This is a genomic window from Brevibacillus sp. DP1.3A, assembly GCF_013284245.2.
In the GTDB taxonomy this organism is placed as follows: Bacteria; Bacillota; Bacilli; order Brevibacillales; family Brevibacillaceae; genus Brevibacillus.
In genome coordinates, this window is record NZ_CP085876.1 from 3740264 (window position 1) to 3757705 (window position 17442).

The window sequence follows — 17442 nt, forward strand, 5'->3', positions numbered from 1 at the left end:
ACTCGCTCCTTCTCTTAAAACGTAGCCGTTTCCATAATTCCGTCCTTCACACGTTCAGCCGTTGGCAAGTAGTCATCCTCGATGCTAAATTGCGGGACGGGCACGTCATATCCGGTAATCCGTTTCACGGGAGCCTTCATGTAGATCAATGCTTCATCATTGATTATGGAGATGATCTCTGCACCCAACCCAGCAGTCTTATGCGCTTCGTGTACGACAACTGCACGTCCCGTCTTTTTGACCGAGGCTATGATTGTATCCCGATCCAATGGATAGAGCGTGCGCAGATCAATGACTTCACAGCTCAAGCCGTTTTCACGCTCGATCTGTTTCGCAGCATCCTCTGCGACACGAAGCATCGCTCCCCAAGCAAAAATGGATACATCTGAGCCTTCCTGCACGACCTTCGCTTTTCCGATGGGCACACGATACATTTCTTCCGGAACCTCTTGTTTAAATGCGCGATAGAGCTTGGTCGGCTCCAAAAAAATGACTGGGTCAGGATCTTCCATTGCTGCAATCAGCAAGCCTTTCGCATCATAAGGTGTGCTTGGTGCCACAACCTTTAAGCCCGGGACATGGGCAAAAAACGTTTCGACACTCTCCGAATGAAGCTCCGGACCGCGAATCCCTGCCCCGTACGGCGTGCGTATGACCATCGGTACACGGTACTGTCCGCGTGTCCGATAGCGCATGCGCGCAGCATGCGAAACAATTTGTTCAAAGCCCGGATAAATAAAGGCAAGGAATTGAATCTCGACCACAGGAATTTTCCCGTTCATGGCAAGACCAATTGCCGCCCCGATGATTCCCGCCTCAGCTAGCGGCGTGTCCACTACACGGTCTGGACCGTATTTGTGAATCAAATCTTCGGTCGCCCGGAACACGCCACCATTCACGCCGATATCCTCGCCGAGTAGCATTATGCGTGAATCATCTGCCAATTTTTGATCCATGGCCTCCGTGATTGCTTGAATCATCGTCAGTTTACGTTTCATGCTGGGATTCCCTCCTGCTTCGATGGCTTGACGAGCTCGCTCTCCTGTTCCGTTGCCATCCACGATGGTTCAGCGTAGACGTGCTTGAACATGTCTTCCGGTTTGGACTTCGGATAGCTCTCTGCTTCGACAAGAGCTGCGTCGATCTGTTCATTCACCCGTGCAATCAGCTCTGTTTCCTTCGTTTCATTCCACAACCCTTGATTCTCCAGATACACACGTAACCTTTGGAGTGGATCGCGTTCTTGACGCCATTCCTCGGACAAGCTCTCTTGATCCCGGTATTTCTTCGGATCATCTGCGGTTGTGTGTGCACCATAGCGGAATGTGACCGCTTCGATTAATGTCGGTCCCTTACCTTCTAACCCACGTTGCATAGCTTCTTTCATGGTCAGCCAAACAGCGAAGATATCATTGCCGTCTATTCGAACCCCAGGGATGTCATAAGCAGCCGACCGTTGTGCAATCGTTTTCGATGCAGACTGCTGTGAAAACGGAACGCTGATCGCGAAGCCGTTGTTTTGACAGAAGAAGATGGTCGGTGTTTGAAACACGCCTGCAAAATTCAATGCCTCATGAAAATCACCTTCTGAGCTTGCCCCGTCACCAAAGTAGGCGATACTGACATGCTTTTCGTTTTGTAGCTTGCTCGCCCAAGCAGTCCCTACCGCATGAACCATTTGAGTAGCAATCGGTACACATGACGGCATGATGTTCAAATGTTTCGGGCTGATACTTCCTTCCATGTGGCCCATCCAATAGAGGAACACCCGTGCCATGGATTGACCATGGACGATCGCTGCCGCATGGTCTCGGTAGGTTGGGAAAAGCCAATCTCCAGGTGTTAATGCCATCGCGCTGCCTACTTGCGAAGCTTCCTGCCCTTCAAAGGGAGCATACGTGCCCATTCTTCCTTGTCGTTGCAGGTTAATAGACTTGCGGTCAAACTGGCGAACCAGCACCATATTTTCATACATCTTGATCATCGTCGCCTCGTCCAATTGCCCCTTGAGATCGCCTACCAGCTCACCCGCTGGACTCAATACCTGATATAATGAAGACATGGAAACATCCCTCTCTTTTTCAATGAAAAACACCGCGGTGTCTTTCGATAATATGATTCTGATCGTCCTGCTTCTGCTTTCGTTCTTATAGAAGAGCAAATACCATGCCAAACAATTGAAAGCGATTTCACAACAAAACGATTCGAAATTGATCATTTTTGCATATGCATCACTGCACATAGATGATTAATTCTGATTATTCCGTTTACAAGCCTACTGAGGAGGACCCCGATGTATCAAACCAAGTATTTCCAGACCAGTGACAATCATGAGCTTGCTAAATTGCTGACGACCATCTTCAGTACGTCCCACGATGGATTGGCGATCTGTGACCGTAACGGCTACGTCCTGCTTTACAACGAGGCGTACTTGAACATCACGGGAGTTCCCGCCGACATCTTGAACAATTTTAGCTTTATGGAGCAAAAAGAAATGCATCTGGTTCCTGATTCTTCAGCTGTACGTACGATTTTGACAAAACAAACGCATAGTGTCGTGATCGATTATGCGAACGGTCGGCAAGCGATCAATACGGCTACCCCGCTGCTCGATCCAAACAAGGAATTATTGTTCGTGGTGGGAAATGTGCGTGACGTCACGGAGCTGAATCAGCTTCAGAAGGAGCTGGAGGAAACACGTCAAATCAGTTCGGCGTATCAAAGGGCTTTGGAGCATATACAAACCGATGGTGACTTTGACGAGCAGATTATTTATCGTAGTGGACTCATGCATCGAATAGCTTCACTCGCCAAACGCTTTGCGACCAACGACTCCCCCGTCCTTTTGCTAGGCGAGTCTGGTGTCGGTAAGGATGTCATAGCGAACTACATTCACGCCCAAAGCGGACGTACAGGGGACTTCATTAAGATTAACTGTGGGGCTATTCCCGAGCATTTACTCGAGTCCGAATTGTTTGGATATGAGAAAGGCGCCTTTACGGGGGCAAGTCAATCGAAGGAGGGATTGTTTGAGCTAGCGGATCGAGGAACCATTTTTCTCGATGAGATTGGAGACCTCCCTTTTCCTTTACAGGTGAAGCTCTTGAATGTGTTACAGGATGGACGGATTCGCAGACTCGGGGGAAAAACATCGCGTCAGGTTAACATGCGAATCATCGCTGCCACCAATAGCGACTTGGAAGCGATGGTCGAACAAAAACGGTTTCGGCAGGATCTGTTCTACCGGCTAAACGTACTTGCCCTCACCATTCCCCCCTTGCGTGAGCGCCGCGAGGATATTCCGGCTCTTATTTTCTACTATTTGAAAAAGCTCGAATGGAAGTACCAGCAAGAAATGCGCATCGAAACAGATGCGTTGGAGGCGCTGATGGATTATAACTGGCCAGGAAATACACGTGAACTGAAAAATGTGGTGGAACGTTCTTTCCATATGTGTGAAAACGGGCGAATTACATTTGATCAGTTGCCGGCGTCCATTCGCAATACTCAGCAGACAGCCCTGCCGCTCCACCTCGCCAAAATGGATGAGCTGTTGCCGTTAAAAGAGGCAGTCGAACGGTTTGAACGTGCGTATATCCAACGACTTTTAATAGAGACAGACACCATGCAGCAGTGTGCGGATAAGCTGCAAGTGAACATATCCACGCTCGTGCGAAAAAAACGGAGCCTCGGAATTAAATAATGCAATAGTAAAAGCCCGATACACTTAAGTTCGGGCTTTCTCGTTATTTCAGAGTATGATCTCGCAAACATCCGGGGGCTATCTCACAAGCCCTTCTCTTAATGTGTTGATCCCATGCTCCAGATACCCCTTCAAACAGCTTAAGACGTAAACCCAGCCTTCTTTATTGTCGATCATTTTTTGAAGGAGCGCAGGATCATTTTCTTGAAAGCCCTCTTCGTTCACTTCAATGATCGTCGTGGCTTCATCCAACTCTTTTAACGTAATCGTTACGGTATTTTCTTCTCCAGCCCACTGAAAAAGGATTCGTTTATTCACTTCGATTTCGTGAACGGTAATCCCTACTTCTGCGTTGTAAATATCGTAGAATAACGTAATATTCTTCCCTTCTTCCCACCTTGCCGAGCTGGAAGAGAACCAGAAGTTGCCGATTTTTGCCGGGTCCACGAAAGCTTCGAACACTTCATGGGCAGGCCTGTTCATCTGAAATTTTGTAAGATTATTCATGCGTCCGTCAACTCTCTTTCTGATTGCTGCTTCCACCGTATCATAATCACATTTGCGAGACAAACGCCAGAATGAATCCCCTTTTATTCTTTTACTGCCCCAGAAGTCAATCCTGAGATAATCCGCTTCTGGAAAATCAATACCATCACTACGAGTGGGATCGTCACGATGATGGAGGCAGCAGATATTTCTCCCCATGGGATTGTAAACATTCCCTGAAACATAACGATTCCCACAGGTACAGTCTTCATCGCTTCCTGTGTATTCAACGTCAAGGCGAACAAAAATTCGTTCCACGCTGCTATAAAAATGAGAATGGCCGTCGTAAAAACCCCAGGCATGGCGAGTGGGAAAAACACTTTGGTCATCGTCTGCCAAATGCTCGCGCCGTCTACTTTGGCTGCTTCGCCCAAATCACTCGGTATTTTGCGGAAAAAGATGGTCAGATTCCAGATCGCAAGCGGCAGCGCAAAAGTTGTATAAGGAATGATCAGACCTATGTAGCTGTTCGTTAAGCCCATCGATTGCATGAACATAAAAATAGGTGAAATGGTAGCAATCTGCGGAAACATGGACACAGCCAGTACGACACCCAAAATAATCGTTTTTCCCCGAAAGGACAGCCAGGCAATCGCATATGCAGCAAAAGAAGCGATCGTAATGGAGTAGAGCGTGGTTAACATCGCCACGACAGTTGAATTCCACAAGTACCGGGCAAATGGTCTTTCCGTGAAGACGCGGATAAAGTTGTCAAACGAAGGATTTTGGATGATAAAATGAAAGGCTCGCTCTCCAAACAGCTCCGCTGGTGGCTTCAATGCTGCGAGGAGAATCCATAAAAACGGGAACATCACAAGAAAAACGAATAGCAGTAGACCCACGTAAAACAAGGGACCTGTATGTTTGCGCATCCAATCACCTCCTTATTTGCCACTGCCATCGCTCAGCAGATCAGCTCCCAATATTTTGACATAGCCGATAGAGATCAATGCCACACACAAAAAGACAATGACTGCGAGCGCGGAGCCTTCCCCAAAGCTCATTTGAGCAAACATCGTTTTATACGCGTACATGGAAATGGTCTCGGTCGAGTTCCCGGGTGCCCCACCTGTCAGCGTGTAAATCAAATCAAATACGCGGAATGCATCTAATGTACGGAACAATAACGCCACCAGAATGGTTGATTTCAGCATCGGAAGCGTAATACGAAAAAATTGCTGGGTGCGGGTGGCACCATCCACAGAAGCTGCTTCATACAAGCTTTGCGGAATCGTTTGCAGGCCTGCGAATATGAGCAAAGCCATGAATGGCGTCGTCTTCCACACATCTGCCAAAATGACGGAAAACATGGCTCCAGCCTTTGTCGTCAGGAGCATCCCCATATCTGAGATCAACCCTGCCTGCTCAAAAAGATAGGCCACGATGCCATTTTGTCCGTCGTACAAAAACTTCCACATCATCGCGGAGATCACAGTCGGAATCGCCCACGGTATTAACACGGTTGCTCGAACAAGACTCCTTCCACGAAAAGGTCGATTGATCAACAATGCAATCAATATACCGAGCACCAATTCAATGGCAACGGAGATAACGGTAAAAAACGCCGTATTGTACAGAGACTCCCACATCCGAGCGTCCGTTAAAAACTTCTTGTAGTAGGCAAAACCAACAAAGTTGGGCTCGATAATCGAAGCTTCAATGCCTTGGATCACGCCAAGTGCACCCTCTGGCTTGGAAAGCAGCTTTTGTTCACTCATTTGAAAAAGGACTGCTCTGACTTCTGCCAAGCTGGTTTTGATTGCGTCTGTTTGTTCGTTCGAGAGGCTCACATATTTGAGTTCTGTGGGGACTGGTTTAAAGTCCAGCAATAGCTGGTCGATCATTTGGTATCTGCTCGCGATCTCGCCTGTTTGGTTGAGGGAAGTGTTCATTTGTTCGATTTGCGCTTGGAGCGCATTCAATTTTTCCTTTGATGACCCTTCGGCAGACTCTGCCTCCCTCTTCACATACCGGAGCAGATTGGGTAACGTGCTGACATAGCGCTCCATATCTAGTCCGTATGTAGAGTGAATCTCTGATTTCGTCGGGTCGTTCAACCGGATATCGTGTAGACTGATCCAAAAGGATCGCATGACAGGCCAAATCGCGATAACAAGTATGATGAGCAGTGCAGGAAAAATCAGCAAATACCCCATCTGTTTTTCTGAGAGAGACATTTTGGTTGATCGATTCATCCGTTCACCACCTTCCTTCCCGCTAGAAGCTTGCTTGTGCTTGCCAGATCGTAGTGCAATTTCCAAGGAAGCCGATTTGACTCCCTTGGAAGCCCCACGTTTTTCCAGCTTATTTTTTCATCAAGTCGTTCATCTGCGTTTCCATGTTTTGCACCGCTTGCTCGGCTGTTTGCTGCCCTGCGAGCGCTTTGGACACTTCGATCTGGATCACTTCTGAAATTTTTGGATAGATCGGAGTCGTTGGACGAGAGACAGCAGCACTTACGCCATCGACGAAATCTTTGTTAGCAAACAGCGGACTGGCTTTTTGAACATCGGCTTCATCGTAGGCTGGCAGGTAGGTTGGTGCGAGTCCACCTTCTACCGCGGATATTTTCTGCCCCTCTGGACCTGTCATGAATTTGAGGAATTCCCATGCTTCTTTCGGGTGCTTCGAGAACTTGTTGATTCCACCCATCCAACCGCCGAGTGCTGCTGCGGAGCCTGCATCGCCTGCTGGCAGTGGAGCGATCGCGACTTGATCGACGATTTTGGACTGAGCCTGATCCTGCGCTAACGAGAACTGATACGGCCAGTTGCGGATAAAAGGTGCCTGCCCCTCGAGGAATGCCGTATGTGATTCCGGCTCCATGAATGTGGTGATATTGGTTGGGACAAAATCGGATTTGACGACCTCGATCATTTTTTTCAATCCTTTGATCGTAGCTGGATTGTTGACCGCTACTTTGCCTTGTTCATCTAAAATTTTTCCACCGTACGATGCACTGAACTCGACAAAGTTACAAACCAATCCTTCATATTGCTTAGCTTGCATCAAGTAACCGAACTTCGTGCCGCCCTTACCCTTCGTTGCTTTTGCTTGGGCAATCAAGTCATCCCACGTCTTTGGAGCTTCGGATACGAGATCTTTGCGGTAGAACAAGAGTCCCGCGTCGATAAACTTGGGCATAGTCCATTGCTGACCGCCAAAGTTCCCGGCATCCATGGCCCCTTTGATATATTTTCCGGTTTCGACTCCATCTTGTTCCATCAGGCGGTCGAGCGGCAGGAGATAACCCGCTTGTGCGAATTCAGCCGGCCAAATGACATCGAGGTCAAACACGTCGATCTCGGACGATTGTGCACTGAACATCGTGACGTACTGGTCATGGCTTTGTCCTGTATCCGCAGGCATTTCGCGAATCTCTATCTCGATGTTTGGATTTGCTTTTTGGAATGCCTCCACGAGCTTGACAGTGGAATCTGTTGAGTCTTTGCCCCGTGCGTAGACGAGCTTGATTTTCTCTGCTGGTTGCTGTGCTGGCTCTGTTTTGGGTGCTGTTGGTGTTGCAGGCTGTGATGGGGTTGTATCTGTAGAGGCTTGCTGAGGTGCGGAAGAACATGCTGCCAATGAAAAGGCCATTAATAAGGTAAGTCCAACGGATGTAAGTCTTTTCGCAACTTTCATCTAAGTAACCCCCTATGCTCATGTTATAAACGGACTGCTTCACCTTTTTGTGCGGATTTGTAGATGGCTTCGATCAATCTGTTGATGTACAAGGCTTGTTCCGGTGTGCAGAGAATCTCTGCCTTCCCTTCGATGGCGTCGATGAAATTACGGAATAAGAGTACGCGTTCTTTTTGAGGTTTTGGTGTTAATTCTGTCGAGGCAGCTACGCCGTTCCATTCGTGGTAAAGCGTGAACTGGTTCTCCAATAAACGAAGGGATGCCCCACCCTCTTGTCCATATAGTTGAAGGAAAACGTTTTCCTCTTCGATGTGAGAAGCCCAGCTTGCATCGAGCGTAAGCGACAATCCATTTTCAAAGGTGATCATCGCCACTGCCATATCTTCCACGTCAAACTTCCCGCTATCATCGATCCTGCCCCACTCTGACAAGCCGCGTTTGTGAGGCCCGAATTGCGCGTACGTTTGCCCGAGGACGGATACTGGCTTTGGATGGTCCAAGAGCCATAAGGTCAAATCGAGCATATGTACGCCGATATCAATCAACGGACCCCCGCCTGCCCATTCTTTTTGCGTAAACCAGCTTCCCCATCCTGGAATCCCATTTCGTCTGACCCAACCGGTTTTGGCGTGATAAATATTTCCCAGCTTTCCTTCCTTCAGCCATGTTTTGACTTGCAGGGAATCGCTACGGAATCGGTTGTTTTGTGCTACCATGAGGATTTTGTCTGCTTTCTTCGCGGCTTCGATCATTTCTTCTGCTTCCTGGGCATTCATCGCCATCGGCTTTTCGCACAGCAAGTGCTTACCTGCTGCAAGCGCACTTTTGGTTGCTTCTGCATGCAAGTAGTTCGGGACACAAACAATGATCGCGTCTGTATCAGACTCTTGAAGCATCGTCTCGTATTCGGTGAAAACCTGCGGTATGTCATGCCGTTTTGCACGATAGGAAGCCATTTCTGCGGAAATATCTGCAATGGCAACTACCTCTGCTCGCGGCTCTTCCTTGATCGCCTCCAAGTGTGCTTCTGTAATCCCCCCTGCACCGATGATTCCGATTTTCCATTTGCGTTGATTCGTCATTTTCTCCCCTCCTACACCCACCATAGATTCTGGACTGGTTCCCGCAAGATGACTTGCTGCAGGTTTCGAACAGCTCGCTGAAAGCCTTCCTCAATCGACATGATGGCATCCTCGTGCTCGATGCTCACGACATGATCGTATCCATTCATGCGCAGTGCGCTCATCATATCCGCCCACGTCTGCTGTGAATGCCCATAGCCTACGGTTCGGAAATACCAAGCACGTTCATGTAGATTGGCGTAGGAATTCATATCTGTCAGCCCGTACATGTTCACTTTTTCCTGGTCAATATACGTGTCTTTGGCATGGAAATGATAGATGGCTTTTTCTTTGCCCAAGATTTTGATCGCAGCTACCGGATCAATCCCTTGCCACCACATGTGACTTGGATCGAAGTTTGCCCCAATCCCCTCGCCTACCTGTTCCCGCAGTTTTAGTAGCGTCCCTGGTGTGTGAACGAGAAAGCCGCCATGCAGTTCCAATGCAACCTTGACATGATGCTCAGTCGCATACGCAGTCCATTCGCGCCAGTACGGGATGAGCTTCTCGTTCCATTGCCAATGGAGCACGTCTCGATACTCATTGGGCCAAGGAGCAACGGGCCAGCTCGGGTACTTCGCTCCTTCGTGGTCGCCTGCCGTGCCAGAAAAGCAATTGACCACAGGCACCTCCAGCATCTCGGCTAGCTGTACCGTTTTCACAAACGTATCGTGGGACTGCTGCGCAAAGCTTTTATCTGGTGTCAACGGGTTGCCGTGACAACTGAGCGCGCTGATTATCAATCCCCGATCCTCTACTGCTTTTTTGTACGCTCGTCTTTTTTCCGGGCTTTCCAACAGCTCATCGAGATTGCAGTGCGAATTGCCCGGATAGCAGCCTGTGCCGATTTCCACAGCCTCCAAACCCGCTGCCTTCACATGATCCAGCATTTCTTCGAACGACTTCTCGCTAAAAAGAACGGTAAATACGCCAAGCTTCATATCTCTTCACCCCTTTTGAATGCATAAACTCGTTTGCTTCCTCTATATGGTAAGACTTGTTACCTCACTCCAGTAAAGCGCTTACAGTTTGGCGTATCACGAGATGGTGTGGAACTGTGCTCATTCTCTCTACGGGTTCATTGCGGATTTGTCTGAGTAACTGCTCTGCTGCGGCTTTTCCGTACATGAACGGGTCATTGTGTACGGTGGTGAGCATGGGGCGGGAAAGTGAGGCAAGCTCCAAATTGTCGAAGCCCATGACGGAGATGTCTTCTGGTACACGAATGCCATGGTCGTACAAGTAATTGAGGACGCCAACCGCCATCAGGTCTGTTGCGACAAAAACGGCTGTCGGACGAATTTTTTCTTCACAAATACGGCGCATGGCTTCGTAACCGCTCTTGGCTGTGAATTCTCCTTCCACGACGAATCCTTCATGGATGGGCAAATCATGTGCCCGCATGGCTTTTCGGTAACCGCCCATGCGATCCAGACCGCACGGCGGGTCCCACAATGGACCAGATATACACGCGATTTTTGTATGACCTTGCGAGATGAGATAGGCAGTAGCATCATAGGAGGCTTGCACATTGTTGACGTTGACAGTCGGAATCTGATAGCCGGGCAAATCGTGGCCGGTAACAACAAGGGGAACCTGAATCTCTTGTAGCGTCTGGATATTGCCCTCCAAGAAATGAATACTCGCGATAATGACACCATCGATTTGTTTTTCTTTGAACAGTCGCAAGTACTTCAGCTCTTTGTCCACCACTTCATCGGATATCGCCAAGAACATGCTGTAGTCGTACTCGCTAATGACGCTGTCAATTCCGTAAATGAGATTGGAGTAAAAATTGTTGGAGATATCGGGAATCATCACCCCGATGATGCGGGTTTCCTTGCTGACCAAGCTCCTGGCAATCGCGTTCGGCTGAAAGCCCGTCTCTTGCACGATTTTCAAGACTCTTTCTCGCAGCTCTGGTCGGACTGGCTTGGAATTGTTCAGTACGCGCGAAACAGTCGCGATGGAAACGTTGGCGAGTTGTGCGATGTCTTTAATGGTTACAGTAATGGTTCTTCACTCACTTTCTATGTAACGGGTAAACGTTTTCCTAATGTGAAAATAACACCCAGCTTTTGTTTTGTCAATATTCAGTTAATTATAAATACTGTTGACTTTACAAAATGGTTATTAAATAATTTAGTTAGTAAATTAATTGTGTATGAAGGAGGTTTTGTCATGAATGTTTTCCTTACAGGCATAACAGGGTATGTCGGGTCCGTAGTCGCCGAGCATTTTCAGTCTCTGGGGTATCAGGTTGCTGGACTTGTTCGATCAGAAGAGAAAGCGGAGCTGTTGCTCTCACAAGGGTTCACCCCTATTGTTGGTGATCTTGCGGATACCACACTGCTAACAGAAAGTGTAAAAAAATTCGATGGTGTCATTCATATGGCCATCTCACACACACCTGATATGGAAAAACTGGATGTAGCAGCGGTTCAAGCAATGCTGGATGGTTTGGATGGCACAGGGAAGCCATTCATTTATACGAGTGGAACGCTGATCTATAACGATACGTACGACAATGTCGTGGATGAGAACTCCCCTCTCAACCCTTTGCCTTTTCTCCAATGGAAAGCGAACCAGGAGCAGGAAGTTTTAGGAGCAGCTAAGCGCACTATTCGTACGATCGTCATACGTCCTACACTTGTATACGGTCGAGGTGGTGGACTCGTCCAAGCAACGATTCAAAGGACGAAGCTATCTCACTCAGCCAACTACATCGATGACGGGCAAACTGCATGGTCTACTATCGCTGTTGATGACTTGGCTAGACTTTACGAATGCGCTTTTTTACGAGCACAGCCAGGCTCATTATTCAATGCAACTTCCAAGGAAATAATCACGACGAAAGAGCTCATGACATCGATTGCCAAAATAGCTGGGGTCGAAAAAGTGGAATCATGGAGCTATGAGGATGCAACCAAAGCATTAGGACCAGCCGCTTGGGGGGCGAGCATCAACCAGAGGATATCTGGATTGCGCGCGGAACAACAGCTACAATGGAGCCCCTCTGCGAACTCGCTCCTCAAAGAGCTGGAGCAAGGTTCTTATCAAAACAATAAAAAACCATAGTCCATCATCGAACTATGGTCGTGCTTCATCGCTATCCTGGTAAGTATGCAGGAATCTGATTGATTTCGTTAATATCCGCATGAGTGCCTGCGCATCATCCGTACCAAGATGCTCATGCAATTGCTGAAAACGATTAAACAGTTCTTGTTCTCTCGCTGCCACAAAATCAAATCCCTCTTTCGTAGGGGCTACGAGAATAGAGCGTCGATCTTTGGGGCCCACGGTACGGGTGATAAACCCAAGCTGTTCGAGTGATTGAATGACATGCGTCACGGCTGCTGACGTTATTTTCAACTGCTTGCCTAGCTCGGAAACTCTGATGCCGTTCGATCCTGGCGGACTTACGTAGGTCAAGTGAACAAGCAAATTCAATTCGCTCTGACGGAGGTCTTTCGAAGGACTGAAAACATGTCCGATCCGCTTTAACTGACCAAATGCGAGAGCCAGCTCTTTCGTCGTATGATCAATGGTAACATCCGCGTTTGTATGGTCTGTACTCATCCGTTTAGACTCCCATTCTTTGATGGTATCCATCGATTATTTACGAAATGAAATGACATTGTCAAGAATGAGAGTCCACTTACGACTCGAAAAAGCACCGTATGCCAAGTTTTGAACTCCGGCATACGGTGTTTATCCTACCTACTCTATTCTGGGAAGCAGAACTGCATCTTGCTAAACGATCTGCGCAATTCGATCACCTTAGACTGGACAACCTCGGGCTTTTCCCTACCTGACAACACACTTACAATCAGCTCTGCAATCATGTCCATCTCTTGTTCCTTCATGCCAAAGCGAGTGACTTCTGTCGTCCCGATACGCAGACCGCTTGGGAAGTCCCAATCCTCTGGTCCGTCACCTGGAATCAAATTTTTGTTCGTGATGATATTCGCTTCTGCCAATCGCTTGCCTACCTCGTAACCGCCGCCGAACTCTTTTACGTCCAGAATGACTTGATGTGTACGTGTATAGCCTTTATGCGCGCAAAGCACCCGAATTCCCCGTTCATCGAATGCTTTTCCCAGTGCTTGTGCATTCGTCACAATTTGTGCCATGTATTCCTTGCCAAACGCCAAAAACTCTGCCGCCGCTGCAGCCAATGCCGCTACCCGGTTGACTTGATGTGTCGCGGCAAGTGCTGGGAAGATGGCATCTGTAATCGGTACCGATAAGTCCGGGTCATTCCAGATGATGATACCGCTTTGTGGACCGCTAAACGTTTTCCCAGCCGAGCCGGTCATCACACATGCCCCTTCTCGTAGGGGGTCCTGAAATTGACCGCCACCGATCAACCCCAACTGATGTGCGCCATCAAAATAAATGCGCCCGCCCCATTCTTTCACGATCTCAGCCATCTCCTTCAGTGGAAATGGAAATAAGGTCATGGACGCGCCTAAAGTAACGAGCTTTGGCCTAACTTGCCGTGCGACTTTGGCGAACTCGTCCAGATCAACGGTAAGCTCAACGGGGTCCATTGGCACATCGACAATTTGCAAACCGCGGATGCCAGCAGGCCCGTCCACCCGGTTGCTGGAATGTCCCCCAAACGGTTGTGCGATCGTCATAATCGTATCGCCCGGTTGCGTTAACGACGCGTAGACTGTCATGTTCCCGACCATGCTCGCTACCAATCGATGGTCAGCAAAATTGGCGTGGAATACTTTTTTCAATAGCTCAACACATAACGCTTCGATTTCATCGATATATTTCGTGCCAGCGAACCATCTCTGCGTGCTGCCGATATGTCCTTCCGCAGCGCGAGTACCAACCTCAGAAGCGAGCAGTTGACGTACGATAGGCGTGGTAGGTGCTTCTGGTGCGAGCAAATTCAAGCATTCCTCGCCTCGCCAAATCGCATTGCGGTTTACCGCATTCACAATCTCTTGCTGAATCAGACGGTGTGACGGGCTCTCTTCAATAATGGATCGCGCCCATTGCAAAACACGCGAATCATGTACTTCCCCCTTCAGTTCAACCGTACTCATGCCATTACCCCCTATTCATCATTGGAATGGTCCGTAAGCAATCTGCCAAGGTTGATCCAGTTTTCTTCCATCAAAGAAGAGGCAAGCTGACTGTTGTTGTCACGAATCGCTTCGATGATTCTGCGGTGCTGTTCTACTGATTCCACCCCTTCTAAGGAACCGAACCGAGCAAATTCCAAACGCCGAATTTTCGGTACAACTCGCTCAAGTGCCAGGTAGATTTCACGATTCCCCGCAGCCTCGAGGATCACCTCGTGAAAGCCATCATCTGCTTCAATCGCTATGATCACATCTTGCTGTTCGAGTGCGACCTGCAGCTTTTCATTCCACTGCTCCAAACTACGGATAATTTCTGACTCAAATGGCATCGCCAATCGTGCTGCCAACCCGTGCAAGGCCGCAACGACAGGAAAAGCGTGCTTCGCCTCCTTTTCAAGTAAGGGTGTCACCCGTGTTAGAGAGCCGGGAACAGATTCAATAAGGCCTTCGTCCTCCAACCGTTTGAGCGCTTCTCTCACAGGTGTTCGACTCACGCCAAATAAAGCCGCCAGTTCGTTGTCGTTGACTCGTTGTCCTGGCTTTAGCTCTAGCATGATGATCGCTTTCTTCAGGCCTTGGTATACCTGTTCGCGTAATGAAGGACGTTCGATTTGTTTGATTAGGTTTGTATCCATAAAACCAATATATTGGTTTTGTTTATTTCTGTCAATTCCAAATGTTTAGATATATTTGTGACGGTTTGAATGGCATGTGCTTTGGGCTTGAATGAATACACTTCACTATCTCATACAAAGTTGTCTAATCTTCTTCCGCGTGCGTGATTTTTAAAAGCGAATGTTATACCAAAGCTACAGAAAAAGAGACTACCCCACCAGTATCATTTACAAATGGGATAGCCTCTTCATTTTTGAACGAACGTAACTCTATGATTCTGCCGGAGGGCTACAATACTCCCGAATCATCTGCTCCTTCATCTCTTCAACCGGAAACCCTTCTGGATAAGTCGTCATCATCAGCATTGCGCCTTGGAGCGCCGAAGAAAAATAGAGCGATCTCAATCTGGGCTGCTTTGCGCCTAACTGTTTGAAGATCCGGCACTGGACTTCAAACTGCCTACGTGACTCCTCATTTAACTGCTCTCTGTAAGAAGCAAGTACCCGATCATCTTCGGGCTGCGTTTGCAAATTCAAGTAAAAACGATAGACTTCCGGTCGCTGGTAGACGTTATCAAGCGCACCGTCGACAATATGGCGCAGCTGTTCGTGCGGCGTTGCAAGCTTCGTAGCAGCCTCCATCACTTCTTTTACTTCCTCGATCCGTATCTGGACCATCGCGGCGAGAAGCTCTTCTTTGCCTTTGTAATAATTGTAAAGCAGTCCCTTCGATATCTGGGCCTGTTTGGCTACATCGTCTATTGAGGTCGCGTGGTAGCCTTTTTTTATGAAAAGCGTCATCGCGGCTGCATGGATTTTGTCTTTTGCAGCTTGGCGAATTCGTTCATTTTCAGCTGGGGTACGGGGCACGGTTCAGTCAATCCTCCAAAAATTCAGTGATAGCGCGAGCGATTTTTTCAGGATGCGTCAACGTTGGTTTATGATCGGCACCCGTTATCTCAATAAACCTTCTCTCTGGTAATACTTCTTTAAAATATTCAGCAATCCGTTTCGCATCCAGGGCATCTTCCTTGCCGATTATCAAGCATGTTTGATTGGCTAATTCTTCGAGCCGCTCAATGGCAGGCGGCTGTGGCCATACAGACTCCCATGTCGCCCACTCGAATATTTTTGCTAAATTATGCTTCGCCATCTCTACCAGAAGGTCCTTCTGTGGACTTGCCATCACGTGGCGGTACGGGCAGGCGGATAAGGAAAGCTCTACCATACGGTCAACATCCGGTGCTACTTGGATTTTCTCCATCCATTCCGTGAATGGCTGACTCGGTATATACCCTGTCAAATCAGGAGCAATCAGCACGAGCTTACTCACTCGCTGCGGATAAGTCAGCGTAAAATCCGTTGCAATTCGTCCGCCTATTGAGTGCCCTACGAGCGTGGCTTCGTCCAGCTGGAAATGGTCCATGACGGAAAGCAAATCAGCGACGTAGTTGGCTGTCTCTGTTGGAGACGGCGATTTTCCGCATCCGCGTCCGTCGAAAGCGATGACCTGATAATGCTTCGCCAGAATCGGCGCGACATACATCCAATCTCGCAAATCAGCACCGCCACTGTGCAATAGAATGAGTGGTTTTCCTTCCCCTGAAACCTCATAGTACAAATCCATCGGTGATCCCTCCGTGAATTGTAGATTTGGTATATGATCCCAGTTTATTATTGAATGAACGTTTAGTCAATAAAAATACATTCCCATACAAAACAAAAAGCCCTAATCAACATGATCAGGACTTACCTCTACACGTCAGACACAGAACAATCACGCCTCCGACTGAATGCGCTTCGCCTCTGCATACAGCACTTGAATGAACTTTTTCATATTGATCCGAATATCTGAACCAGGCGATGCAGCATTGCTCTTTAACTCCGCCATCTTCTTCCACACATACGTAAAATCAAAAAACTGTGAAGCGTAATTTTCGAACTTCCAATTCGAGAGGTCCGCAAGCCCAAGTGACGCCAAATGATTCAGCGACTGATAGATCGCTCGACGGACTCTCTGCTCAGAAGCTTTGACAACCTTGGCGACTTGTGGATCGTCCACAGCTACTCCGATCCTGTCCTGTGCTACTGCCACAAAGATCTCTTTCAGAGCTGGGAATCCATTTTTAAACGTATGCGTCTGTTCGTATCCATGCAAGAAGTCCAAAATATCTAGCAAGTCATTGCTTCCATTGTCTCCCGCGATACCCAACTCCGTTAACAGAAACTGCCCCGCCTCGCGAAGTGGTTTGCCCTGTGACGGACGAAGTTGTCCGGAAGGCTGCTGGTCCACCTGCATGACTGCATTCAGCGATTTGTGAATGTCCCGTATCGAACGCTCTAGGCGAATTTTCTCGATCACTTTTTGGAGGATCGTTACGACTTCGATCTTGTTTACAGGCTTGATAATGTAGTATTCGCTTCCAAGGGCGTAAGCTTGGGCAATCAAATCTTTCGTTTCTGCCTGAGAAATCATGACGATCTTTCCAGTGAATGTCGGCTTCACTTGGCGAATCGTCTCAATCCCATCCCGGTTGGGCATGAACAAATCGATCAGCAAAATATCTACGTTGCGTGCAGTTAACGTATGACCGTCTACCATCGAGCCGTCAGATGCTTCCCCCACGACTTCGCCCAGATTCTCGTCTTCTATGATTTCCGTCAACATGAGACGTACAGCATCATCGTCATCAACTAAATAAAACAGCATCTTC

At 48.2% G+C, this 17442-nt stretch carries 17 protein-coding genes; 2 read left to right on the plus strand and 15 right to left on the minus strand.

All coding sequences use genetic code 11. The annotated features are described in order from the left end of the window. Positions 1-14 precede the first annotated feature (14 nt). Positions 15-998 (minus strand): alpha-ketoacid dehydrogenase subunit beta, encoded by a 984-nt coding sequence (locus tag HP399_RS16880; protein WP_173617701.1) that lies wholly within the window; start codon positions 996-998, stop codon positions 15-17. After that, positions 995-2062: a pyruvate dehydrogenase (acetyl-transferring) E1 component subunit alpha gene (pdhA, locus tag HP399_RS16885; RefSeq protein ID WP_173617702.1), complete on the minus strand. Its 1068-nt coding sequence runs from the start codon at positions 2060-2062 to the stop codon at positions 995-997. Before pdhA ends, HP399_RS16880 begins: the two co-directional genes overlap by 4 nt. 231 nt (positions 2063-2293) lie before the next feature. On the opposite strand from pdhA, the gene HP399_RS16890 reads away from it, so the two are divergent. Continuing rightward, on the plus strand, positions 2294-3703 hold the full coding sequence (locus tag HP399_RS16890; RefSeq protein WP_173617703.1) for a sigma-54 interaction domain-containing protein: 1410 nt from the start codon (positions 2294-2296) through the stop codon (positions 3701-3703). A 78-nt stretch (positions 3704-3781) separates the two neighbouring features. Here HP399_RS16890 and HP399_RS16895 read toward each other — a convergent pair whose 3' ends face one another. The 7 genes from HP399_RS16895 to HP399_RS16925 all read right to left on the minus strand — a co-directional run bounded on the left by HP399_RS16895 (position 3782) and on the right by HP399_RS16925 (position 11025). Beyond that, positions 3782-4273 carry an SRPBCC family protein gene (locus HP399_RS16895; protein WP_173617704.1) on the minus strand — a complete coding sequence of 164 codons (492 nt, stop codon included), beginning with the start codon at positions 4271-4273 and terminating at the stop codon, positions 3782-3784. A gap of 20 nt (positions 4274-4293) precedes the next feature. Then, entirely contained in the window at positions 4294-5121 is an 828-nt protein-coding gene (locus HP399_RS16900) for a carbohydrate ABC transporter permease (RefSeq protein ID WP_173617705.1), read from the minus strand. 12 nt (positions 5122-5133) lie between these two features. Next, on the minus strand, positions 5134-6444 hold the full coding sequence (locus HP399_RS16905) for a carbohydrate ABC transporter permease (RefSeq protein ID WP_173617706.1): 1311 nt from the start codon (positions 6442-6444) through the stop codon (positions 5134-5136). A gap of 109 nt (positions 6445-6553) precedes the next feature. Beyond that, entirely contained in the window at positions 6554-7891 is a 1338-nt protein-coding gene (locus HP399_RS16910; protein WP_173617707.1) for an ABC transporter substrate-binding protein, read from the minus strand. A 23-nt stretch (positions 7892-7914) separates the two neighbouring features. Further along, positions 7915-8973: a Gfo/Idh/MocA family protein gene (locus HP399_RS16915; RefSeq protein ID WP_173617708.1), complete on the minus strand. Its 1059-nt coding sequence runs from the start codon at positions 8971-8973 to the stop codon at positions 7915-7917. An 11-nt stretch (positions 8974-8984) separates the two neighbouring features. Continuing rightward, positions 8985-9953: a sugar phosphate isomerase/epimerase family protein gene (locus HP399_RS16920; protein WP_173617709.1), complete on the minus strand. Its 969-nt coding sequence runs from the start codon at positions 9951-9953 to the stop codon at positions 8985-8987. A gap of 64 nt (positions 9954-10017) precedes the next feature. Beyond that, the gene (locus tag HP399_RS16925) at positions 10018-11025 is read right to left on the minus strand and encodes a LacI family DNA-binding transcriptional regulator (protein WP_026134050.1); all 1008 of its coding nucleotides are present in this window, start codon (positions 11023-11025) and stop codon (positions 10018-10020) included. A 168-nt stretch (positions 11026-11193) separates the two neighbouring features. On the opposite strand from HP399_RS16925, the gene HP399_RS16930 reads away from it, so the two are divergent. Next, the gene (locus HP399_RS16930) at positions 11194-12090 is read left to right on the plus strand and encodes an NAD-dependent epimerase/dehydratase family protein (protein WP_173617710.1); all 897 of its coding nucleotides are present in this window, start codon (positions 11194-11196) and stop codon (positions 12088-12090) included. A 12-nt stretch (positions 12091-12102) separates the two neighbouring features. Here HP399_RS16930 and HP399_RS16935 read toward each other — a convergent pair whose 3' ends face one another. From HP399_RS16935 to HP399_RS16960, 6 genes are all read right to left on the minus strand, one after another. Continuing rightward, on the minus strand, positions 12103-12591 hold the full coding sequence (locus HP399_RS16935; RefSeq protein WP_173617711.1) for a MarR family winged helix-turn-helix transcriptional regulator: 489 nt from the start codon (positions 12589-12591) through the stop codon (positions 12103-12105). 146 nt (positions 12592-12737) lie between these two features. Then, the gene (gene glyA, locus HP399_RS16940; protein ID WP_173617712.1) at positions 12738-14075 is read right to left on the minus strand and encodes a serine hydroxymethyltransferase; all 1338 of its coding nucleotides are present in this window, start codon (positions 14073-14075) and stop codon (positions 12738-12740) included. Between the two features lie 11 nt (positions 14076-14086). Continuing rightward, complete coding sequence (locus HP399_RS16945) at positions 14087-14749, minus strand: GntR family transcriptional regulator (RefSeq protein ID WP_173617713.1); 663 nt, start codon at positions 14747-14749, stop codon at positions 14087-14089. Between the two features lie 249 nt (positions 14750-14998). Then, positions 14999-15598 (minus strand): TetR/AcrR family transcriptional regulator, encoded by a 600-nt coding sequence (locus tag HP399_RS16950; protein WP_173617714.1) that lies wholly within the window; start codon positions 15596-15598, stop codon positions 14999-15001. A gap of 7 nt (positions 15599-15605) precedes the next feature. After that, complete coding sequence (locus tag HP399_RS16955) at positions 15606-16355, minus strand: alpha/beta fold hydrolase (RefSeq protein WP_173617715.1); 750 nt, start codon at positions 16353-16355, stop codon at positions 15606-15608. Positions 16356-16505: 150 nt separating this feature from the next. Continuing rightward, the gene (locus HP399_RS16960; protein WP_017248377.1) at positions 16506-17438 is read right to left on the minus strand and encodes a response regulator; all 933 of its coding nucleotides are present in this window, start codon (positions 17436-17438) and stop codon (positions 16506-16508) included. Positions 17439-17442: the final 4 nt, after the last annotated feature.